This is a genomic window from Nonomuraea cypriaca, assembly GCF_015645445.1.
GTDB classification, from domain to species: domain Bacteria; phylum Actinomycetota; class Actinomycetes; order Streptosporangiales; family Streptosporangiaceae; genus Nonomuraea; species Nonomuraea cypriaca.
This window is the reverse complement of sequence record NZ_JADOGI010000069.1, coordinates 1-21,515: the sequence shown is the minus strand read 5'-3', so window position 1 is coordinate 21,515 and position 21,515 is coordinate 1. Positions and strand designations below refer to the sequence as shown.

Genomic DNA, 21,515 nt, shown 5'->3' with positions numbered 1-21,515 from the left:
CGCGCCGGAGTCAGCGGGTGCGCGCCACGCAGCCCTCGATGTGGTCGTTGACCAGGCCGATGGCCTGCATCAGCGCGTAGGCCGTGGTCGGGCCGACGAATCTGAAGCCGTGCTTCTTCAGCTCCTTGGCCAGCGCCTTCGAGCCCGGGGTGGTGGCCGGCACGTCCGCCATCGTCCTGGGCACCGGCGCGTCCGGGTCCGCGTGCCGCCACACCAGGTCCGACAGGCCGTCCTGCAGGTCGAGCGCCGCCCTGGCGTTGTTGATCGCCGCCTCGATCTTGGCGCGGTTGCGTACGATGCCGGCGTCGCCCAGCAGCCGCTCCACGTCCTGCTCGGTGTAAGCGGCCACCTTGGCGATCGAGAAGCCGTCGAAGGCGGCGCGGAAGTTCTCCCGCTTGCGCAGGATCGTCAGCCACGACAGGCCCGACTGGAACGCCTCGAGCGCCACCCGCTCGAAGACCTCGTCGTCGCCTCTGAGCGGGCGGCCCCATTCCTCGTCGTGGTAGGCGAGGTACATCGGGTCCGACATGCCGGCCCACGTGCAGCGGATCAGCTCCGTCACCTGCGCTCGTCCCCATCCTTGCCCAGCGCCGCCCGCACGGGCTCCTCCTGGCCGTCCGGCGGCTCACCGCCCGGCTCCCCTGGCTCGCCCTCCGGCTCCGCCTCCTTGCCCGCAGGCTCCGCAACCTCGTCCTCGGGCTCCGCGGCGTCGCTTTTGAGCTTCACGTCCTCGTCGGCCGTTTCGTCCCCGGCTTCGCCGGCGGCGTCCGTGGGGTCGTCCGGCTTGACGTCGGCCGCGGGCTCACGGGCCTCGGTCGCGGGCTCGCCGGGCGTGTCGCTCTTCGGCTCGCTCGTGTTCATGGCGGTGTGGTTCACCCGCCACTCCGCGTCCTCCGGGGGTCGCCGCAGGCCGGCGCTACCGTCCCAGGACACGGCCGCCCCGCTCGCCGACACGGGATCGCCGGACTCCGGCAGCTCGCGGGCCCCGGCCGGGGCCTCGGGCGAGTGGTCGGTACGCATCCCGGCCCCCGGCGCCGCATAGACCTCCTGCCGCGCGTGCAGGCGGCTCGACAGCAGCTCGGCGACCCGCTGCTCCAGCACCGCGATCCGGGTGTCCCGCGCGCTGATCGCGCCCGCGGCCTTGCGCAGAGTCTCGTCGACGCTGGCCGTGTGATAGCCGACCAGATTGACCGGCAGTTGCAGCGCCATGAAGTCGACCGCCGTGAGCTGCCCAGGCTCGGGCAGGTCGAGAGGCGGCACATCCGGCGGGAACTCGGTCAGCTCCCCGCCCCTACCGAGAGAGACCAAGACCACGCAGGCCAAGATGGCGATCGCGGCGATGGCGAGTATGACCAGCACATTGGCATCGTACTCATACGGTGGAGCACGTTCAGCGATCCACCGTAAGTAGCGCATACCGGTCAGCCGGCGGCCTCGCCGAGTTCGGCGACGCTGGGGCGGACCGGCTGGGCACGTGCTTCGAGGTGGGTGAACGCCTCCTCTACCGTGGTGGTCCAGGAGATGGCGTCGAAGACGTTGGCCCTGGTGAAGCCGGCGTCGTACATGTTGCCGACGAGCTGCCTGAGCGGGCTGTAGAGGCCCCATGGGTCGAGGATCACCAGCGGGCGGTCGTGGATGCCGAGCACCCGGGCGGTCCAGATCTCGAAGAGCTCCTCCAGCGTGCCGATGCCACCGGGCAGCACGAGGAACGCGTCCGAGCGGGCGTCCATGACGCCCTTGCGCTCACGCATGCCCTCGGTGACGACCAGCTCGTCCGACTCCTGGTCCGCCACCTCGATGTCCACCAGGACCTGCGGGATCACACCGATCGTGCGCCCGCCGGCCGAGCGGACGGCCGAGGCGACGGCGCCCATGCAGGAGACCGTGGCGCCGCCGCTCACCAGGGTGTGACCCCGCTCGGCGAGCTCGGCTCCGACACGGCCGGCCAGATCGAGGTATTTCTGGTCGATGTGCTGGCTTGAGGCGCAGAAGACGCAGATGTTCACAGCCTGGAAGCCTATTGGGGCTCCGCCCGCTGCACCTCGGCGGCCTCGATCTCCTCCTCGCGCTGCCTGGAACGGGCGCGGTCGGCCTCCACGATGATGTGTACGGCCTCGTCCACGTCGTCGGTGACGTTGATCAGGTCGAGGTCATGGGCGGCGATCTTCCCGCTGCCGAGCAGGGAGCTCTTGATCCAGTCCGTCAGCCCGCCCCAGAACTCCGTGCCCACCAGCACCACGGGGAATGACGTGACCTTGCGCGTCTGCACCAGCGTCAGCGCCTCGAACAGCTCGTCGAGCGTGCCGAAGCCGCCCGGCAGGGCGATGAAGCCGCACGAGTACTTCACGAACATCGTCTTGCGTACGAAGAAGTAGCGGAACTCGATGCCGAGGTCCACGTAGTCGTTCATGCGCTGCTCGAAGGGCAGCTCGATGCCGAGCCCGACCGACACCGCGCCGTCCACGTCGCGCGCGCCCCGGTTGGCGGACTCCATGACGCCCGGCCCGCCACCGGTGATCACGGCGTAGCCCGCCTCGGCCAGCGCCCGGCCGAGCGCGTGCCCGATCCGGTATTCGTCGGAGTCCTCGGCGGTGCGGGCCGAGCCGAAGACCGAGACCGCCGGCGGCAGCGCGGCGAGCTGGCCGAACCCCTCCACGAACTCGGCCTGGATGCGCAGCACCCGCCACGGGTCCATGTGGACCCAGTCGGAGGGCCCCTGGCGGGCGAGCAGGCGCTGATCGTGGGTGGAGGTGGGGACGAGGCTGCCGCGGACGAAAGCCTGTCCCTGACGGCGTTCTCGGCGTTTCTGTTCCATGTGGGTCACGCTAGCCCCTCCTCGCGATGTGGGTCCGGCCCCTTCCCACTGACCCGCCGATCTCATCACCAGGGGCGAAAGCCCTGGCAAACCGCGTGAAACGGGTCTCTGAAAAATCTTGGAAGAAGCAGGAACCGGATTTCGACTTCCTCGCGTCTAACTGGCGAGGGTGCTGCTCGGGACTGAAAGTGGTCTTCCCCGCCAAATGGCCGGCGAGGAAGGCCACTTTCATATTGTCAGCCAGTCGAGCATGGCCCGCTCGCTCTCGACGATCTTCGACAGCGACACGTACTCTCCCTGCTGGTGCGCCAGGTTCGGATCGCCTGGACCGTAGTTCACGGCGGGAATCCCCAGGCCCGAGAAGCGGGCGACGTCCGTCCAGCCCAGCTTGGCCCGCGGCGTGCCGCCGACGGCCGCGGTGAACGCCGCCGCCACCGGGTGCGTCAGTCCCGGCCTGGCCGCGGGCGCCGCGTCCACGAAGGCCACCTCGAAGCCCGCGAACACCTCGCGTACGTGCTCCTGCGCCGCCTCGATCGACAGGTCGGGCGCGTACCGGTAGTTGACCGTCACCACGCACAGGTCCGGGATGACGTTGCCCGCGACGCCGCCGCGCACGCCGACCGCGTTCAGCCCTTCGTGGTATTCGAGCCCGTCGACCACCGGCCGCCGCGGCTCGTACGCGTTCAGCCTGGCCAGCACCGGCTCGATCCCGTGAATGGCGTTGACCCCGAACCACGACCTGGCGCTGTGCGCCCGCTTGCCCGTCACGGTGACGTCGGCGCGCAGCGTGCCCTGGCAGCCGCCCTCGATCACGCCGTCGGTCGGCTCCATCAGCACCGCGAAGTCGGCCGCCAGCCAGTCGGGGTGGTCCCTGGTGACCCTGGTCAGGCCGTTGCGCTCGGCCTCGACCTCCTCGCAGTCGTAGAAGACGTACGTCACGTCCTTGTCGGACACGGACACCGTGGCCGCGAGCTTGAGCGCGACCGCCACGCCGGCCTTCATGTCGGACGTGCCGCAACCGTGGAGCAGATCGCCCTCGACCCGGCTGGGGAGGTTGGCGGCGACGGGGACGGTGTCGAGGTGGCCGACGATCAGGACCCGCTCGGTGCGGCCCCGCTCGGTGCGGGCGACCACTGTCTCGCCCGATCTGTCCACCTTGAGGTGCGGCAGCGCCGACAGCGCCCGCTCGACCTCGTCGGCCAGCGCCTGCTCACCACCGCTCACCGACTCGATGTCCACGATCGCGGCGGTAAGCGCGCGTACGTCCTGCGTCAGGTCCAGCATCAGGTCTTCACTCCGTGTCCGCGCAGCGCCTCGTTGAGCGCCGCCCTGTCGTGCCGCTGCCCGTCCACCACCGGAGGCATCGGTGCGGCGGTGCTCACGTGACTCATGGCCACGGAGCCTATCCGGCCGGGTAGGTTTCTCAGCGTGCGCCTGCGCTTCTCCCATGGAGTCATCACCATCGCGATCATCGTCGTCGTGCTCGCCGTGGGCGTCTCCGTGGGCCTCTACTTCCTGCTGAAGCGGGCTCCTGACCCGCTGGCCGTGCCCGAGGCCAACTGCACCGTGCGCACACCCGAGGGCGCGCGTTCGCTCGACCCCGAGCAGGCCCAGATCTCGGCCACCATCGCGGCCGTCGCGGCACGCCGCAAGCTGCCCGAGCGGGCCGTGGTGATCGCGTACGCGACCGCGCTCCAGGAGTCGAAGCTCTACAACGTCCGCTACGGCGACCGCGACTCGGTGGGGGTGTTCCAGCAGCGCGAGTCGCAGGGCTGGGGCGCCAAGAAGCAGCTCCTGGACCCGGTCTACGCCACGAACAAGTTCTTCGCCGCGCTCGTCAAGGTCAAGGACTACCTGAAGATCCCGCTGGCGGAGGCGGCGCAGGCCGTGCAGCGCTCGGCGGGCGGCTACGCCTACGCCCCGCACGAGGAGGAGGCCAAGCTCCTGGCCGCCGCCTTCACCGGCCGCGTCCCCCAGGCCGTCCACTGCTGGTATCCGCAGGACGGGACGCCCGCGCCCCGGCCCAGGACCGCCGAGGCGCGCAAGCAGCTCGGCAGGGCGCTCGGCAGCATGGCCATCACCACGAAGAAGCGCGGCTGGCTGGTCGCCGCCTGGTCGGTGGCCCACGCGGAGAAGTACGCGCTCAGCCGCGTCGGCTACGGCGGCGCCACCTGGTCCAACGACCTCCAGCTCGAAGGCTGGCAGTCAGGTGGCAAGGCGAGCGACCGCCGGGTGGAGCTGTCCTGACGCGCTCTGTCCTGATGTGCTAGGGCGCGCGGTGGACGATGGAGATGGAGCCGGGCGGCAGCGGCTGGGCGTAGCCGGCCGTCCACGAGCCGCCCTGGATGCGTTCGAACGACAGCAGCCGACCGTCCGAGGCCCGGTAGTCGGCGAAGTCGAGCAGCCCCCTCTCGGGGTTGCCGGTGTCCCCCTCGCTACGGAACGCCCCCGTGCCCCGCTCGATCGGGAAGAACTCCACGCCCTCCATGATCAGCATGCTCTTGGCCGGGACCATGCCCTGCGTGGGCACGTCGGTCCACAGCAGCACCTCCAGGTGGGGCGGATCGCCCGAGTGCACCTCGACGGAGAGCCGCTGGCGGCGGCGCGCGGCGTCCCGCAGGACGAACTCGGTCCACTGCTGGCCCTGCCACGAGACGTACATCGCGCCGAGCACGCGCGCGGGCGAGCCGAGCACCTCGATCCGGTCACCGACCTCGATCGTGCGCGGGTCGGTGTAGTCGGTGCCGGCATGCCCGGGCGGCGCGCTCACCGGCGCCGGCAGCGGGGGCTCGGCGGGAGCGACCTCGGCCGGCGGCGGGCTCGTGCGGCCCTTCCTGTCCTGCCGCACTGTGGTCAGGAAGGCCCCGAGCAGCAGCAGGACGGTGGCGATGCTCAGCCCGAGTACGACCATGGAGGTCATGCTCATCGATCAGCTCGCTCCACTCACGGTCGGCCTGGGCGAAAGCCCTTATCCATTTGTACGTCTCCAGCCCGTTCGGCTGGCTTTGACGCGCGATCCTACTGGAGGCGGCGCACCGCCGCACCGATCCGCTCATCGGTCGCCGTGAGCGCCACACGAATGTGCCGCCCACCTGCCGATCCGTAGAATTCGCCCGGCGCGACCAAAATCCCGATTTCGGAGAGCTTGCCCACCTGGTCCCAGGCGCTCTGCCCGTTCGACGCCCAGAAGTACAGACCCGCGGTCGAATGGTCGATCTTCCAGCCGGCCCGTTCCAACGCGGGCCGCAAAAGCTCGCGGCGGGCCGCGTAGAGCTCGCGCTGCCGCTCGGCGTGCGCGTCGTCGCCGAGCGCGGTCGTCATCGCGGCCTGGACCGGCTGGGGCATCAGCATGCCCGCGTGCTTGCGGATCTCCAGCAGCCGCTTGACCAGGACGGGATCGCCCGTCACGAAACCGGCGCGGTAACCGGCCAGGTTGGAGCGCTTGGAGAGCGAGTGGACGGCGAGCAGCCCCTCGTGGGAGCCGCCGCAGACGTCTGGGTGGAGGATCGAGACCGGCTCCTCTTCCCAGCCGAGCTCGATGTAGCACTCGTCGGAGGCCACGATCGTGCCGCGCTCGCGGGCCCAGGACACCACCTTGCGCAGGTGCTCGGCAGGCAGCACCCGGCCCGTGGGGTTGCCCGGCGAGTTGACCCAGAGCAGGTCCACGTGCTCGGGACCGAGCGCGAGGGTGCTGTCGGAGGCCGTGGCCACCGCCCCTGCCAGCCGGGCGCCCACGTCGTAGGTGGGGTAGGCCAGCTCGGGGAAGACGACCCGGCCCGCGCCCAGGTAGGTGGGCAGCCAGGCGACGAACTCCTTGGAGCCGATCACCGGGAGCACGTCCCGCTCGTCGACCGAGACCCCGTGCCGGCGGCGCAGCCACCCGGCGGCGGCCTCACGCAGCGCCTTGGTGCCGTGGGTGAGCGGGTAGCCGGGGCTGTCGGCCGTCTGCGTGAGAGCGTTCTGGACGATCTGCGGCACCGGGTCGACCGGCGTGCCGACCGACAGGTCGACGATGCCGCCGGGATGGGCGAGCGCACGCGCTTTGTACGGCTCCAGCCGGTCCCAGGGGAAGTCAGGCAGGTTGTTCACGGTTCTCCAGGGTTTCGCGTTGCCGTACCGGCGCGGGAGCACGCCGTGCGCGGGGCGCGTCCGCTCAGGACACCCCCCGCGCACGGCGTGGCTGGACTCGCTAGTGGTCTTCGGCCTGCGGCGGCAGAGCGGCCACCACCGGGTGGTCCTTCTCTATCTTCCCGACCTTCGAGGCGCCACCCGGCGAGCCGAGGTCCTCGAAGAAGTCCACGTTCGCCTTGTAGTAGTCCTTCCACTGCTCGGGAAGGTCGTCCTCATAGAAAATGGCCTCGACGGGGCATACAGGCTCACACGCGCCGCAGTCCACGCATTCGTCGGGGTGGATGTAAAGCATGCGCTCGCCCTCGTAGATGCAATCGACGGGGCACTCCTCGATGCACGCCTTGTCCAGGACGTCCACGCAAGGCTGCGCGATGACGTAGGTCACCTCGAGCTCCTTCTTCTCCGCACCATGGCATGACTTCTGACCGCGGTTTGCTACCCCCTAGTATTGCGGTGCTTGCCAGCTGGCCGAAACGGAGGGTGGCAAACTCATGGCCGCACGCCTTGTCATCGCGATCACATCCCAGGATATAGGTGCGCGAGTCACCACCCGCAGACGCGTCCCCGGCGGGTTCCGTGACGCGGTGGGCGTGCTCGAAGCGTGGGACGACGGCGTGCTGAAAGTTCGTAAAAGGGATGGCACGCTGGTGGTGATCTCCGAGGAAACGCTGGTCGCCGCGAAGGTAGTTCCGGCCGCGCCTCCTAGACCTGGGCAGAGGTAACAGTAAGTATTCGTACTGTGACCGTACGTACCTGCGCCGCCGCAGCAGCCATCCTCGCCAGCGCCGGATGCGGCGCGTCGTCCACAGAGTCCACGTCCACCGACGGCAAGACCCTGCCGCCGGTCAACGTCCAGGCCGGCTCGATGAAGGCCGGCTTCGGCACCATGGAGCGCCTGGCCGAGGCCGCCAAGCGCGAGGGCGGACTCAACGTGATCGCGCTGCCCCGGAACTGGGTCAACTTCGGCGAGGTGATCGACACCTTCGCCGACAAGTACGACATCAAGGTCAACGAGCTCGAGCCCGGGGCCGCCAGCAAGCGCGAACTGGACGCCGTCGCCCAGCTCAAGCCCGACGTGTTCGACCTGACCATGGACGTGGCCGTCGGCTCGGCCGACCGGTTCGCCCGCTACAAGGTGCGGGGCTGGCAGGACCTGCCCGACCACGTCAAGGACCCGTCGGGCGCCTGGTACGCCGCCTATGGCGGCTACATGTCCATCGGGTACGACCCGCGCGCGGTCAAACCGCCCGCCTCCTTCGCCGACCTGCTCAAGCCCGGCTACCAGGTCGCGCTCGACGGCGACCCGCTGCGCTCGGCGTCGGCGTTCGGCGGGGTGATGGCCGCTTCCATGAGAGCCGGGGTGCCCAGGCCCGAGCAGGGCGTCGATCTGTTCGCCAAGCTCAAGCAGGCGGGCCGACTGACCGAGCCGGCCAAGGCCAACGTGATCGTCGCCTGGGACCACCTGAACGCGGCCCGCAGCGCCGCCGACCCCGACGCCTGGAAGGTGACGATCCCCCGGGACGCGCCGCTCGGCGGCTACCACGTCCAGGCGATCAGCAAGTCCGCGCCGCATCCCGCCGCCGCCCGACTCTGGCAGGAGTTCCTGCTCTCTGACGAGGGCCAGAACCTCCTCCAGAAGGGGTACGCCCGTCCGGCACGCGGCGAGGCCATGCTGATGAAGGGCACGCTCGACGGCGAGCAGGCCGCCAAACTGCCCAAGGCGCCCGGCCCGCCGGTTCTCATGACGATTCCGCAGGTAGACGCGGCGAAGGCGTACCTCAAGCAGGAATGGACCAAGAGTGTAGGTTGAGTCCGATGTGACTTGATATGTCGTAGGGGCGTTCAGGCTCTAAAGTGAACGGACAGCACGGCCACGGGGGCCCGATGTCTGATCGAATGTGAGCTGATCGTCTTGCGATATGACACACCGGGTTTGGAGCGGTGGAACAGTCGCGCCTACGACAGCAGCTTCGGCTATGTCTCCACGCAGGGCGCGCCACTGCTCGACCTGCTGGATCCGCGCCCGGGCGAGCGCGTGCTCGACCTCGGGTGCGGCACCGGGGTGCTGACCGCGCAGCTCGCCTTCAGGGGCGCCGACGTCCTCGGCATCGACGGCTCGGCCGCGATGATCGAGAAGGCGCTGGCGCAGTATCCCGGCATCAACTTCATCGTCGGCGACGGGCACGACTTCACCGTGGTGGACCCGTACGACGCGGTGTTCTCCAACGCGGCGCTGCACTGGATGAGCCGCGACCCCGGCACCGTGATCGCCAACGTCCGTGAGGCGCTGACGCCCGGAGGACGTTTCGTCGCGGAGATGGGCGGCGCGGGCAACTGCGCCGAGCTGACCGCCGCGATGCTGACGGCCTGGCGCGAGTACGGCCTGCGCGAACCGGATCTCCCCTGGTTCTTCCCCACGCCGGCCGAGTACGCCCGCCGCCTGGAGCAGGAGGGCTTCGTGGTCAGGTTGCTGGAATACTTCGACCGCCCTACCCCGCTCGACGAGTGCCCCGGCGGGGCAGCCGACTGGGTGCGTACCTTCGCGTCCTCGGCGCTGGAAGGACTGCCGCAGGAAATCGTGGAACCCTTGCTCCGTCGTGTCAACGAACTGGCCGCGCCCGCGCTTCGCAGGGAGACTGGCTGGATGGCCGACTACGTACGTCTCCGCTTCGCCGCCGTCCGGCGCTGATGCGTAGTGCATGATGCGTAGGGCTGTTTTGCCGGACTATGGTCTGTTCCGTGGGCGGCGAGACTATGGCTGCACCGCTGCGGCGGCGTGAGGGGCTGGTGAACGGAACGGGATGAACTTCTGCCTGAGCGACCTCGTACCACCGTTGAGGTGGAGCGACGCGTCGACGATCACGCTACTCACCGGGCAGCCGGATCTGCCGGACGCGTGGTGGCGCAGTCTGCCCATGCCGCACGTGCTCGCCGCCATCGGCCCGGAGTCACTGGGCGAGTTGCTGACGGAGATCGCCCTGGAGCACTGGCGGGCGGCGGCCATCGGTGACATCGTGCCCGCGCTGCACGTCCTCGACCCCGAGGAGGCCGACGAGCCCGCCGTCGCCATCGCGCTGGACCGCGCCGGGTCGTGGGCGGGGCTGCTGGCGCTGACCAGCAGGGAGCTGGTGGACCAGCCGTTCATCCAGGCGCGACCGGTGCTCAACACCTTGTTCTCCGCCGTGCTGGTACGCCTCGCCCACCCGGTTGAGGCCGTACCCGCCACGCCCGTGGCTCTCCCCATGAATGTCGCGGCGAATGTCGCGGATGACTCTTCGGGCGTCGCTGAGGCGGCTGAGCCGGTCGCTGAGGAGTCGCGGGGCGAGGCAGCGGCCGAGCAGCCCACGCCCGAGCCTGTCGTGGACGAGCACGCCTCTGAGGCGGTCGCTGAGGACGTCGCATCCGAGCGGGTCGCTGAGGACTCGGCGTCCGAACCGGTCGCTGAGGCCGCCGCGTCCGAGCGGGTCGCTGCGGCCGCGCATGAGGGGGTCCTTGAGGCCGCCGCGTCTGAGCGGGTCGCTGCGGCCGCGCATGAGGGGGTCCTTGAGGGCGACGCGGATGAGCGGGGCGCTGAGGGCGGCGCGTTTGAGGGGGAGGCCGAGCCGCAGCCGCATGGTGTGCGGCGCTCGCCGTATGAGGCGGTGGCGTCCCATGAAGGCGCGCCGGAGGACCAGGCGGCCGTTGAGGACCACGCCGGCGAGTTGGCGGACGCCGGGCCGGTGCTGGACGCCGACGCCGAGCCGGTCATCGACGAGGCCCGCGAGCCGGAGCCCGAACCCGAGCCCGTCCTGGACGCCGCCGAGGAGCCCGCCCCCGAGCCCGCGGCCGAGGAGGCGGCGGCGCTGGAGGCGGAAGGCGTGCCTGGGGAGGCCGAAGCGCAGGCCCCGACGAGCCGGCCGGAACCGACGGCCGAGCCCGCCGAAGCACAGGAATTCCAATACTTCGAGGAGCCCGCCGAGGCATCCCGGTTCCAGGAGCCCGCGGAAGCATCCCGGTTCCAGGAGCCCGCCGAAGGATCCCGGCCAAAGGAGCCCGCGGAAGCATCCCGGTTCCAGGAGCCCGCCGAAGGATCCCGGCCAGAGGAGCCCGCGGAAGGATCCCAGTTCGAGGGGCCGGTCGAAGGATCCCAGTTCCAGGAGCAGGCCGGGGCGCCGGAATTCGGGCAGTCGCAGGAGCCCGTCGAAGCGGCTGAGCCCGCCCGGCTCCAGGAGCCCGCTGAGCCGCAGTTCTCCGAGATGCCGGAGTATCCGACGCCGGAGCCCGTGGCGGGCGCCGACGAGGAGGCCGACGAGGAGGCAGGTGAGGAGGCCGGTCAGGAGCGGGAGTTGCCGGAGCTGATCGAGGCCGCGTTCGCCGGGCTGGACGACAAGAGCTGGGCCGTGGCCCAGAACCGCGTCTTCACCGACCAGCCCTCGGCCGTTGACCAGCTGGCCAAGCTCTTCGCCGTCCCGCCCGCCGAGATCTCCGCCACCGAGAACGAGCTCCGCGCCCGCCTCGACCACTGGCTGTCCAGCGAGGAGGCGGCGCCGTACCGGGCGCATCTGGAGGAGTTGCGCAGGACGCTGGGCCCGGCCGTACCCAAGGAGCGGCTGATCGGCGCGGCGGACTGGCACAACGTGGAGATCCGCGCCCTGGAGGTGCCCGCCTGGCAGTTCGTGCTGGCGACCCTGCCGGCCCAAGACCAGCCCCGGCAAGCGGCCCAGAACCAGCAGCCGCCGCACTCGGCGTTCGGACCGCCGCAGGCGCCAGCGCTTCCGCAGCCAGGCCCGCCGCAGTTCCAGGCGTTCACGCCGGTCGCGCCGCCGGCGAGCGAGCCGAACGGCGGATCCGGGGAGGCCAAGCCGTACCAGCCGTTGAAGGACGTCTCCCAGACGAGGCGCTGCTTCAGGCAGCCGGATGGCCGGTGGTGGCTGCGCATCGACGTGACCGCCGAGCAACTGGCAGGGGGCGAGTGCACGCTGCCGACGGGCTTCGCGTCGTACCTGGGGCTGTCGCCGGGTGAGAGCAAGATGGTCAGGAGCGCCGCGGGCGAGCTGACCATGACCTGGCACGGCCGGCCGGTGCTCCAGTCCGTCGAACGCCTCCTCGTGGACGTGGGCGCGCGCGAGGGCGGGCACCTGTTCCTGACGCTGTCGGACGAGGGCGTGCTGCGGGCCAGGCACCTGCCGGTCGCCGCGCAGGGAGCCGAGAAGATCACCAAGGCGCTCCGCCTGGTCGGGTACACCGCCCCGGGCGGCACCCGAGATCAGGCGGCCAGGGTGATCGCCACGCGGATCGGGATGACCGGACCGGTCGGCCTGCCCGACCTGCTCACCAGGCTCCGCGAACGCGGGGACCGTGACCTCCTCGAACTACTGGACTGACCCGGTGCCGCGGCTCGCGATCGGCCCTGAGTTTCCCAGGGAGCTCGGCGCACTGGACCAGCCGGTGCGCAAGGATGCCGTGGTCGCGCTGCGCCGGTTCCTGCTGAACGTGGCCGGCGCCCCGCACCCCGAGCGGGTGAGGGGCGGCCGGGACCAGCGGGTCGCGACGCTGCGGCTGGCCGACGGGCACCGCGGGGTGGTGGTGCGGCACCGGGACGTCTACTGGCTGCGTACGGTGCTCCCGGACCCCGACGCCTGGTCGTACGCCCGCCGCCACCGATACGGCGTCAACCCGGCCCTCGGCGTCGTCGAGGAGTGGGACGCCGAGGCGCTCGAACGCGTCGAGCCCGCGTTACGCAGGTCGGCGAGACCGTCCCGGCTGTTCGACTCCATCTGCGACGGCGACCTGCTCGGTCTCGGCCTGGACGTGCGTGCCCTGCGGCTGTTCAGGCTCCTCACCACCGAGGCCGACCTGGCCGCGCTCGAACCGCTCCTCCCGCCCACCCAGCACGTCCCGCTCGCCGTTCTGGCCAGGGGCGGCTCGCTCTCCGAAGCGTGGCGGGAGCTGGACGGCTGGCGGGCCTCCGACGAGGCGACCGGCCCGATCGACCCCGACGACCTGTACACGGCGCTGCTGCGCAGTCCCGACCGGGCGGTGTTCGTGCCCGGCAAGGTGGAGCTCGACCGGGTGCTGGAGGCACCGGGGTGGTGCACGTTCCCGCATCCGCCGCAGCACCGGCTGGCGAGGGCCGCCCGCTACGAGCACCCGGTGCTGGTCGTGGGCGGCGCGGGCACCGGCAAGACCGCCGTCGCCCTGCACCGCGCCGCGTACCTGGCCGCGTACGGCAGCGGTCCCGTGCTGCTCGTGACGTTCTCGCAGGGGCTGGCCGAGGAGTTGTCCGCGCGTCTCGACCTGCTGATCGAGGACGAGGTGGTGCGCAAGCGGATCGAGGTGGACAACGCGGAACGCCTGGCCATGCGCATCGTCGCCGACGCCGAGGGTCGCCGCCCCTCGCTGGTCGGCCCGGGGGCGCGCTCGCTGGCCCAGCTCACCGACGAGGCGCTGAGACTGCTCTCGCTCTCGACCGGTGACCTGCTTGACGACGTGGATCCGGCGCGTAAGCCGTACCGTCATATCGTGGTGGATGAGGCGCAGGACATCAGCCCGGCGCAGTGGCGGCTGCTGCGGGCGGCGGCGCCGCACGCGCACGACGACCTGTTCATCGTGGGCGACCCGCACCAGCGGGTCACCGACACGCGGGTCGCGCTCGGCGCGCTCGGCATCCCCGCCGTCCAGCACACGCTCAGGCTCTCCTACCGGCTCCCGCAGGAGCTGCTGTCCTTCGTGGTACGGCTGCGCGGCGGCGGCCCCGCCAGCGGCCTGGTCAAGGGCTCGACAGAGATGTACGGATACCACGCGACACGGCACGGCGAGCGCCCGATGATCAGGGCGTACGACTCGCCTGAGGCCGAGCTGGCCGGACTGCGGAGCACGATCGAGAGCTGGCTGGCCGACGGCGTGCCGCCCGGTGAGATCGCCGTCGGCGCCCGCCGGCCGGGGCTCGTCCGCGCGGCCCGGCTGGCGCTCGACGGCCTGGACGTGCGCGCCTGGACGTTCCAGCATCTCAAGGGACTCGAGTTCGAGCGGGTGGCGCTCATCGGCGTGGCGGACGGCGTGGTGCCCGAGGTCCCCGACGATCCGCCGGACGATCCTTACGCGCGCGCTCGTGCGCTGCAGCGTGAGCGGGGCATACTGTTCGTCGCCTGCACCCGGGCGCGTGCAATGCTATATATCTCCCATTCCGGAAGAGGCAGCCCGTTTATACCACTCTGATCACATAGTCTGAACTGCGGATATCTTCCCTTTGCCGGTTGGACCTCAATGAACCTCAGCCTGAGCGATCTCACGCCACCACTGCGCTGGACCTCCCCTGGTCAAATCGCGCCGATCGTGGAGGAGCCGCAGCTGCCCGAGGCCTGGTGGCAGGCGATTCCTCTCGACCGCGCGTGCGCCATCGTCGGAACGCAGACCGTGGCGGGCCGCCTGGCCGATCTGGCCGTGGCCTGCTGGGGTCACCTGCCGCTCGGCGACATCCTGCCGCTGCTGCGGTTCTCCGACCCCGCCGAGTCTGAGCGGACGCCGGAGACGCTGGGCAAGGACGTGGTTCAGAAGCTGTTCACCGGCGTGTTCGAGCGGCTGCTCGAACCCACGCAGGAGGCCGTGCCGGGGCCCGCGCCGGTCCGGTCTGACAAGCCGCTGCCCGAGGTGGTCGACACGCTGTTCGCGGCACTGGACGACCGGCAGCGGGCCATCGCCCGCGACCGGCTGTACGCGGCGCAGCGGGCCACGCTCGACGAGCTGGCCCAGCGCTTCTCGGTGACGCGGGAGCGGATCAGGCAGATCGAGCGCGACCTGCGTGACCACATCGAGGCGTGGCTCGGCGGACAGGAGGCGGCGGGGCTGGTCACGCACGTGTCGTGGCTGCGCGGCCGGCTGGGCTCCGCCGTACCGGCCGAGGACCTGCAGGCCGCCGTGCCGTGGCACGCCACCGAGCTGCGCACGCTGGGGATCCCGGTGTGGCGGTTCGTACGCACGCTGCTGACCGGCTACGAGCAGGCCGGGGAGTGGCTGGTGGCGGGCGGGGCCGACGAGCTGAGGGAGAAGACGCGGCAACTGTTCACCGACGGGCCGCGGCCGCTCGGCGAGGCCGTCGCCATGGTGACCCAGCTCGGCGTGCGCGAGGACGTGGCCGAGCGGTGGATCCTGGCCGTGCCGCAGCTGCGCGTGCTCGGCCACCACGTGGTGCCGTGGCCGCGCAGCATCAACGAGAAGGCCGAGGCGGTGCTGGCGGTGGCGGGCACGCCGCTGTCGCCCGAGGAGATCCAGGAACGCATCGGCGAGGACTACAGCCTGGTCGGCATCCGCAACCAGCTCACCGCCGACGAGCGGTTCCGCCGGCTCGACAGGAACAAGTACGGCCTGACGCGGTGGGGCGGCGACGAGTACCTGGGGATCAGGGAGATGATCGCCAGGGAGATCGAGCGGGCCGGCGGCGAGGCGTCGGTGAGCACGATCGTGGCGAACCTGACCAACCGCTACGAGGTCAGCGAGAGCTCGGTCCGCGCCTACTCCGGCGGTCCCGGGTTCGAGCGGACCCAGCGGGGCTGGATCCGGGTGGCGGGCACCGCGCCCGGCGGGGAGGCGGAGCCGTACCAGCCGCGCAGGGACGTCTCGGAGACGCGGCGCAGCTTCCGCTCCCGCGACGGGCGGTGGTGGCACCGGGTGGACGTCAACGCCGAGCACCTGCGCGGCTCGGGCTCGCCGTTGCCGACGGGGTTCGCGGCGTACCTGGGGATGGCGCCAGGCGGGTCGCTCACGGCGTCCACGCCGTCCGGCGACGTGGTGATCAGCTGGCACAACCAGCCCACCATGGGCTCGATCAGGAACGTGCTGGCCGACTACAAGGCGAGCGAGGGCGACCACGTCTTCCTGACCGTCTCGGACGGCGGCGAGCTGCTGACCCGCTACCTGCCCGCCGCCCAGGCCGGGATGCCGTCGGTGAACCGGGCGCTGCACCTCATCGGCTACACCGCTCCCGTCAGCTCCGAGCTGGAGGGGCTGCGGCTGATCGGGGCCAGGATCGGGCTGCCTGACACGGCCACGCGCGAGGAGGTCCTGGCCAGGCTGCGCGAGCGCGGCGACCGGGACATCGTCGTTCTCCTGGGCGGCTGACGCCGTCCCGGCTTCCCTGCCGTGACCTGGTGGGGCCGGCCCGGGTGGCGGCGGGCTAAGCTCGGTAGATGTTGCGGATCTACGACACGCGGGCCAGGCAGGTCGAGGAGATCGCGCCTGCGCGGGCGTTGCGCATGTACACGTGCGGTCCGACCGTCTACCGCTACGCGCACGTGGGCAATCTGCGCACGTACCTCCTGTCGGACCTGATCAGACGGGTGCTGGAGCGGCGGCGGACACGCGTGGTGGTCTGCCAGAACATCACCGACGTCGGCCACCTCGCCGACGACTCCGACGACGGCGAGGACAAGGTCCGGCGGCAGGCGCAGGCCGAGGGGCGCTCGGTGCGGGAGCTGGCGCGCTTCTACGAGGACGCCTTCACGAAAGACACCGCCACGCTCAACCTCCGGCCGCCTGAGCACACACCCAGGGCCAGCGAGACCATCGACCTGATGATCGAGCTGATCGCCAAGCTGATCGAGCAGGGGCACGCGTACGCGGTGCCCGACGGGTCGGTGTTCTTCGACGTACGCACCTTCCCCTCGTACGGCGAGATCTCCGGGAACCGCCTGGACGAGCTCAAACCCGCCCACCGCATCGAGACCGTCGACCCGCGCAAGCGCTTCCACGCCGACTGGGCCCTGTGGAAGCCGGGCGAGGGCGAGCTGACCTGGGACGCGCCGTGGGGACGCGGTTTTCCCGGCTGGCACGTGGAGTGCTCGGCCATGTCGCTGCGGTTCCTCGGCCCACGCGTCGACCTCCACACCGGCGGGATGGACCTGCGCTTCCCGCACCACGAGGACGAGCGCGCCCAGTCAGACTCGGCCGCGGGGCAGGAGGTCGTACGGCACTGGGTGCACGGGGAGCACCTGCTGTTCGAGGGCCGCAAGATGGCCAAGTCCACCGGGAACGTCGTGCTGTTGTCCGACGTGGTCGCCGCCGGGCTCGATCCGCTGGCCGTGCGCCTGGCGTTCCTGGAGCACCGCTACCGCCAGCAGATGAACCTGACCTGGGACACGTTGCGCGCCGCCAACCGCACGGTGCGGCGGTGGCGGGCGCGGGTGGCCGCGTGGTCGGAGTCGCCGAGCGCGCCCATGGCCCGCGACCGGGTGGACCGGGTGGAGGCCGCCTTCGACGACGACCTGGACACGCCGACGGCGCTGCGGATCCTGCGGGAGCTGGAGCGGGACGAGTCGGTGGCGCCTGGGGCGAAGCTGGAGTCGTTCCTGCACCTGGATCAGGTGCTCGGGCTGGATCTGTCGACCGAGATCGGGAAGACGCCCGTGCTCCCCGCCGGGGCCGGGGAGCTGCTGGAGGCGCGGGAGCGGGCGCGGGCGGCGAAGGACTGGGCGGCCGCGGACCGGCTGCGCGACGAACTGGCCGAGCTGGGAGTCCGGGTGTCCGACACCCCCGAGGGTCAGACCTGGGTCTGAGGTCGGGCGCTCGGGAGCGCGAAGGGGTCTTCCAGGGGGAAGCAGCCGTAGTCCTGCAAGGGCATCGGGTCGTCGATGACGATCTGCTCTTCCCAGCCAGCCGGTGACAGGCCGTCCGGGCGGTCGTGCACGCGTACGCCGGGGCGCGTCCGCTCGGGGCCGTCCGGCACCAGCCGGCCGTCGCGGTCGAGTAGCGCGTGCACGGCGTCGTAGACGTCCACGACGGCTTCCGCCGCCTCCGCTTCGGTGAGTCCTGGGTTCGCCGCCCTGTACGCCTGCCTGGCGGCGGCCATGAAACGGTCCGGGTCGACGACGACCACGTCGCGGCGCGAGCGGATGCTGATCGTCATTCCGGGGGCCGGGGGGACGGGCTCGGGCTCGGTCGGTTCGGGCATGGCTCCTCCAATTCGCCGGTGATTACCGTAGCTGGGCGGGAGAAAGTGTTGTTCGATACCTGGTCGTGTTGAAAGGGCCTGGTCACGGGGTTTGGCTCGACCTTCTAGCACGTTCGCGGGAGGACTGAGGACTGATTCCGGCCTGTCAGACTTGATGCCAGTTTCGGCAAGTTGGAGGTGTCGGTGAAGCCCTATGCGTGGATGCCGTGGCCGTTGCGGTGGTTCGCTCGGGTGTTGACCGTTCTTCTCGCGCTGGCCCTCGTGCTGGCAGGGGTTCTCGTGTACACGGTGCGGAAGTCGTTCCCGCAGGTGGACGGGACGCTGCGACTACCCGGCTTATCCGGAAATGTTGAGATTTTTCGGGATAAATCGGGAATTCCGCATATCTATGCGGACAGTGCGGCGGACCTGTTCATGGCTCAGGGGTTCGTCCACGCGCAGGACCGCTTCTATGAGATGGACTTCCGCCGGCACACCACCGCAGGACGCCTCTCCGAGCTGTTCGGCAGCTCGACCCTCGCCAACGACAAGGCACTCAGGACGATGGGCTGGCGCAGGGTCGCCGAGCAGGAGCTCCCGGAACTGGACCAGCAGACCCAGGACTTCCTGAACGCGTACGCGCGGGGTGTCAACACCTGGCTCGGCGCCAACCAGAACGCTTCGGACCGCAGCCTCGAATACTCCGTCCTGAAAGTCCAGAACGGTGACTACCAGCCGGAGAAGTGGACCGCCGTCGACTCGCTGGCCTGGTTGAAGGCCATGGCGTGGGACCTGCGCTCCAACATGGAGGACGAGATCGACCGGGCACTCGCGCTGACCAAGCTGCCCATGGAGCGGGTCGAGCAGCTCTACCCCGGCTACCCGTACGACAGGCACTCCCCCATCGTCACCGAGGGCGCGATCGACCAGGAGCGCTTCGACCAGCGGGCCGAGCCGCGGGCGCGCGGCACGGCGGCGCTCGCCCAGGCGGCGAAGACGCTGGACGCCGTGCCGAGCACGATGGGGACCGCGGAAAGGGAGGGCATCGGGTCGAACTCCTGGGTGGTCTCCGGCGCCCACACTGCGAGCGGCAAGCCGCTGCTCGCCAACGACCCGCACCTGTCTCCCTCGATGCCGTCGGTCTGGTACCAGGCGGGTCTGCACTGCCGCAAGATCACGGAGGAGTGCCCGTACGACGTGACGGGGTACACCTTCGCCGGCGTGCCCGGTGTGATCATCGGGCACACGGACAAGATCGCGTGGGGGTTCACGAATCTGGGTCCCGACGTGGCCGACCTCTTCCTGGAGCAGGTGCAGGGGGACTCGTACCTCTACAAGGGCCGGCAGATGAAGCTGGAGACCAGGCAGGAGCAGATCAAGGTGGCGGGCGGCGCCCCCGTCACGATCACCGTCAAGAGCACCGTGCACGGCCCGCTGATCAACGAGGTGATGGACGGCGCCAAGCCCAGCGGTGAGGCCAACGCGGTGGCGCTGCAGTGGACGGCGCTGACGCCGGGCCGGACGGCCGACGCGATCTTCGCCTTGAACCGTGCGGCCGACTGGAACGAGTTCAAGGCGGCCGCGTCGCTGTTCGAGGTGCCGGCCCAGAACCTGGTCTACGCGGACACGACGGGCAAGATCGGATATCAGGCGCCCGGCCGCATCCCCGTGCGGGAGAGCGGCGACGGCACCTGGCCCGTCCCCGGGTGGACCGGCGCGTACGACTGGAAGACGGCGCCGATCCCGTACGACCAGCTGCCGTCGGTGGAGGACCCGGCCGAGGGGTTCATCGTCACGGCGAACAACTCCGTCATCGACCCCAGCCGTTACCAGCCGCTGCTGACCATGGACTGGGCGCACGGCTACCGTTCTGAACGCATCCGCGACCGCATCGAGGCGGCCGTCGCGCAGGGCGAGATCGACGCGGCGACCATGTCGGAGATCCAGCAGGACACCCACAACGGCTTCGCAGAGACGCTGGTCCCGGCCCTGATGGGGGTCGATCTGGCGGGCCCGGCCACGGGTGCCAGGAATCTCCTGGAGTCGTGGGACGGCTCCCAGGGGCTCGACTCCGCCCCCGCCGCCTACTTCAACGCGGTCTGGCGGCAGGTGCTGACGCTCACGTTCAACGACGACCTCCCGGAGGGTGCCAGGCCCGCCGGAGGGGACCGCTGGTACGAGGTGATCAGGCGGCTGCTCGAACTTCCCGACGATCCCTTCTGGGATGACCTGACCACGAAGAACCTCACCGAGACGCGTGACGACATCCTGCGGCAGGCGATGGCGTCCGCGTACCAGGAGGTCGCCGAGCGGCTCGGGGAGGACGTCAAGGCGTGGCGTTGGGGGGATCTGCACCGGTTGGAGCTGGTCAACGGCTCCCTGGGGACGTCGGGCATCGCCCCGGTCGAGGCGCTGTTCAACCGCGGGCCGTTAGCCGTCCCCGGCAGCAAGGACGCCGTGAACGCCACCGGTTGGAACGTTCAGAACGACGACTACGCGATCAACGCCGTGCCGTCCATGCGGATGGTCGTCGACCTTTCCGACCTGGACAAGTCGCGGTGGATCAACCTGACGGGGGCGTCGGGGCACGCGTTCCACGAGAACTACTGGGACCAGGCGGAGGTCTGGGCTCGGGGCGACCTGCTGCCGATGTACTCCAAGCCCGAGTCGGTCAGGAAGGCGGCCGTACACACCCTCACCCTCACTCCCTGAAGTCACTCCCTGAAAGCCCCCGCGGCCTGAACGTACGACCAGCGTCGTACCCACGATCCAGACCCCAGGCTGACGCGTCCGCCGCCCTCCCGCTGCCACCATGGCCGCATGAATCGCATCGGGTATCTCATCGGAGTCACGCTGGTGCTGGCGGGCCTCGTGCACCTGGGCGTGTTCGTCGTGGACGGCGGACCGTGGGAGGGCGCGGTGTCGTGGCGCAAGCCGTTCACGTTCGGGGTGTCGTTCGGGCTGAGCGTCCTGACCCTGACCTGGGTCTCCCAGTTCGTCCGGCTCCGGGCCCGGCAGGTCCTCGTAGGCGTCTTCACGCTGGCCTCCGTGGTGGAGGTGGCGTTGATCACCCTTCAGGCGTGGCGGGGCGTCCCGTCCCACTTCAACATGGAGACCGCCCTCGACACGACCATCACGAGGGCTCTGGCGGCCGGCGGCGGCGTCCTGGTCGCCATCGCGATCACCCTGACGATCGCCGCCTTCCGCCCCAACCCGGACCTCACGCCGAGCATGCGCCTGGCCGTCCGCGCGGGCTTCGCCACCCTGCTGGCGGCCATGCTCTTCGGCGCCATCATGATCGCCCGTGGCGTCATCGAGGTGGTGTCGGGCGACCAGCGGCTCGCGTACACGGTGGCCACCACGCTGAAGCCGGCCCACGCGGTGTTCATGCACGGCATCCTCCTCTTGCCGGCCCTCGCCTGGCTCCTGGCCCGCGCCCTGCCCACGGAGGCTCTCCGCCTCCGCCTGATCCGCCTGGCCACCTGGACCTACACAGCCTTCGCCACCGCCGTCTCGGCCCTCGCCGCGACCGGCATCACGATCGTGAGCCCATCGACCGCCTCACTCCTCTGCGCCGCCGCCATCTCCGGCCTGGCCTTCACGGCCCTCGCCCTCGGCATCACCAAGGCCCCGCCCCACCCCCAACCAAACCCCCCGAACGACGAC

The 21,515-nt window shown here is 70.5% G+C and carries 19 protein-coding genes; 10 read left to right on the top strand and 9 right to left on the bottom strand.

Annotated features, from left to right (window positions below):
• Positions 1 to 10: 10 nt before the first annotated feature.
• The 5 genes from ITP53_RS23070 to dapE form a co-directional block, all read right to left on the bottom strand.
• Entirely contained in the window at positions 11 to 562 is a 552-nt protein-coding gene (locus tag ITP53_RS23070; RefSeq protein WP_195897504.1) for a DNA-3-methyladenine glycosylase I, read from the bottom strand.
• On the bottom strand, positions 559 to 1,359 hold the full coding sequence (locus ITP53_RS23065) for a hypothetical protein (protein WP_195897503.1): 801 nt from the start codon (positions 1,357 to 1,359) through the stop codon (positions 559 to 561). Before ITP53_RS23065 ends, ITP53_RS23070 begins: the two co-directional genes overlap by 4 nt.
• 62 nt (positions 1,360 to 1,421) lie before the next feature.
• Positions 1,422 to 2,006: an LOG family protein gene (locus tag ITP53_RS23060; RefSeq protein ID WP_195897502.1), complete on the bottom strand. Its 585-nt coding sequence runs from the start codon at positions 2,004 to 2,006 to the stop codon at positions 1,422 to 1,424.
• 11 nt (positions 2,007 to 2,017) lie between these two features.
• Positions 2,018 to 2,815, bottom strand: a complete 798-nt coding sequence (locus tag ITP53_RS23055) for an LOG family protein (RefSeq protein WP_195897501.1) — start codon at positions 2,813 to 2,815, stop codon at positions 2,018 to 2,020.
• 228 nt (positions 2,816 to 3,043) lie between these two features.
• Positions 3,044 to 4,099: a succinyl-diaminopimelate desuccinylase gene (gene dapE, locus ITP53_RS23050; RefSeq protein WP_195897500.1), complete on the bottom strand. Its 1,056-nt coding sequence runs from the start codon at positions 4,097 to 4,099 to the stop codon at positions 3,044 to 3,046.
• Positions 4,100 to 4,243: 144 nt separating this feature from the next.
• Between dapE and ITP53_RS23045 the strand changes: the two genes are divergently transcribed.
• Positions 4,244 to 5,062, top strand: a complete 819-nt coding sequence (locus tag ITP53_RS23045) for a hypothetical protein (RefSeq protein WP_328815456.1) — start codon at positions 4,244 to 4,246, stop codon at positions 5,060 to 5,062.
• 19 nt (positions 5,063 to 5,081) lie between these two features.
• Here the strand turns inward: ITP53_RS23045 and ITP53_RS23040 are convergent, their stop codons facing one another.
• From ITP53_RS23040 to fdxA, 3 genes are all read right to left on the bottom strand, one after another.
• Positions 5,082 to 5,741: a DUF4178 domain-containing protein gene (locus ITP53_RS23040; RefSeq protein WP_236051104.1), complete on the bottom strand. Its 660-nt coding sequence runs from the start codon at positions 5,739 to 5,741 to the stop codon at positions 5,082 to 5,084.
• Between the two features lie 92 nt (positions 5,742 to 5,833).
• Positions 5,834 to 6,904 (bottom strand): succinyldiaminopimelate transaminase, encoded by a 1,071-nt coding sequence (gene dapC, locus ITP53_RS23035; RefSeq protein ID WP_195897499.1) that lies wholly within the window; start codon positions 6,902 to 6,904, stop codon positions 5,834 to 5,836.
• Between the two features lie 100 nt (positions 6,905 to 7,004).
• Positions 7,005 to 7,331, bottom strand: coding sequence for a ferredoxin (gene fdxA, locus ITP53_RS23030; RefSeq protein WP_195897498.1), 327 nt, complete (start codon positions 7,329 to 7,331; stop codon positions 7,005 to 7,007).
• Between the two features lie 106 nt (positions 7,332 to 7,437).
• Here fdxA and ITP53_RS61720 point away from each other — a divergent pair, with 106 nt between their 5' ends.
• From ITP53_RS61720 to cysS, 7 genes are all read left to right on the top strand, one after another.
• The gene (locus ITP53_RS61720; protein ID WP_236051103.1) at positions 7,438 to 7,668 is read left to right on the top strand and encodes a putative acetyltransferase; all 231 of its coding nucleotides are present in this window, start codon (positions 7,438 to 7,440) and stop codon (positions 7,666 to 7,668) included.
• A gap of 17 nt (positions 7,669 to 7,685) precedes the next feature.
• Positions 7,686 to 8,756 (top strand): ABC transporter substrate-binding protein, encoded by a 1,071-nt coding sequence (locus ITP53_RS23025; RefSeq protein WP_328815452.1) that lies wholly within the window; start codon positions 7,686 to 7,688, stop codon positions 8,754 to 8,756.
• A gap of 102 nt (positions 8,757 to 8,858) precedes the next feature.
• Positions 8,859 to 9,635, top strand: a complete 777-nt coding sequence (locus tag ITP53_RS23020) for a class I SAM-dependent methyltransferase (protein ID WP_195897497.1) — start codon at positions 8,859 to 8,861, stop codon at positions 9,633 to 9,635.
• 112 nt (positions 9,636 to 9,747) lie between these two features.
• Positions 9,748 to 12,309: a hypothetical protein gene (locus ITP53_RS23015; RefSeq protein WP_195897496.1), complete on the top strand. Its 2,562-nt coding sequence runs from the start codon at positions 9,748 to 9,750 to the stop codon at positions 12,307 to 12,309.
• Complete coding sequence (locus ITP53_RS23010; protein WP_328815449.1) at positions 12,284 to 14,143, top strand: UvrD-helicase domain-containing protein; 1,860 nt, start codon at positions 12,284 to 12,286, stop codon at positions 14,141 to 14,143. The genes ITP53_RS23015 and ITP53_RS23010 overlap by 26 nt, the downstream gene beginning before the upstream one ends.
• 117 nt (positions 14,144 to 14,260) lie before the next feature.
• Entirely contained in the window at positions 14,261 to 16,042 is a 1,782-nt protein-coding gene (locus ITP53_RS23005; RefSeq protein ID WP_328815447.1) for a sigma factor-like helix-turn-helix DNA-binding protein, read from the top strand.
• Positions 16,043 to 16,110: 68 nt separating this feature from the next.
• The gene (cysS, locus tag ITP53_RS23000) at positions 16,111 to 17,475 is read left to right on the top strand and encodes a cysteine--tRNA ligase (RefSeq protein WP_195897494.1); all 1,365 of its coding nucleotides are present in this window, start codon (positions 16,111 to 16,113) and stop codon (positions 17,473 to 17,475) included.
• Here cysS and ITP53_RS22995 read toward each other — a convergent pair.
• Positions 17,460 to 17,870 carry a hypothetical protein gene (locus ITP53_RS22995; protein ID WP_195897493.1) on the bottom strand — a complete coding sequence of 137 codons (411 nt, stop codon included), beginning with the start codon at positions 17,868 to 17,870 and terminating at the stop codon, positions 17,460 to 17,462. The genes cysS and ITP53_RS22995 overlap by 16 nt on opposite strands.
• Positions 17,871 to 18,071: 201 nt before the next feature.
• Between ITP53_RS22995 and ITP53_RS22990 the strand changes: the two genes are divergently transcribed.
• Together ITP53_RS22990 and ITP53_RS22985 are read left to right on the top strand one after the other, a co-directional pair.
• Complete coding sequence (locus tag ITP53_RS22990; RefSeq protein ID WP_195897524.1) at positions 18,072 to 20,561, top strand: penicillin acylase family protein; 2,490 nt, start codon at positions 18,072 to 18,074, stop codon at positions 20,559 to 20,561.
• A 108-nt stretch (positions 20,562 to 20,669) separates the two neighbouring features.
• The coding region (locus tag ITP53_RS22985; protein WP_195897492.1) for a hypothetical protein at positions 20,670 to 21,515 on the top strand (846 nt) is incomplete at its 3' end.

Excerpts from the sequence above, each read along its gene's own strand:
- ITP53_RS22995 (WP_195897493.1), bottom strand. The coding sequence starts at position 17,870 with ATGCCCGAACCGACCGAGCCCGAGCCCGTCCCCCCGGCCCCCGGAATG.
- ITP53_RS23040 (WP_236051104.1), bottom strand. The coding sequence starts at position 5,741 with ATGAGCATGACCTCCATGGTCGTACTCGGGCTGAGCATCGCCACCGTC.
- ITP53_RS61720 (WP_236051103.1), top strand. The coding sequence starts at position 7,438 with ATGGCCGCACGCCTTGTCATCGCGATCACATCCCAGGATATAGGTGCG.
- ITP53_RS23055 (WP_195897501.1), bottom strand. The coding sequence starts at position 2,815 with ATGGAACAGAAACGCCGAGAACGCCGTCAGGGACAGGCTTTCGTCCGC.
- ITP53_RS23015 (WP_195897496.1), top strand. The coding sequence starts at position 9,748 with ATGAACTTCTGCCTGAGCGACCTCGTACCACCGTTGAGGTGGAGCGAC.
- ITP53_RS22990 (WP_195897524.1), top strand. The coding sequence starts at position 18,072 with ATGCCGTGGCCGTTGCGGTGGTTCGCTCGGGTGTTGACCGTTCTTCTC.
- cysS (WP_195897494.1), top strand. The coding sequence starts at position 16,111 with ATGTTGCGGATCTACGACACGCGGGCCAGGCAGGTCGAGGAGATCGCG.
- dapE (WP_195897500.1), bottom strand. The coding sequence starts at position 4,099 with ATGCTGGACCTGACGCAGGACGTACGCGCGCTTACCGCCGCGATCGTG.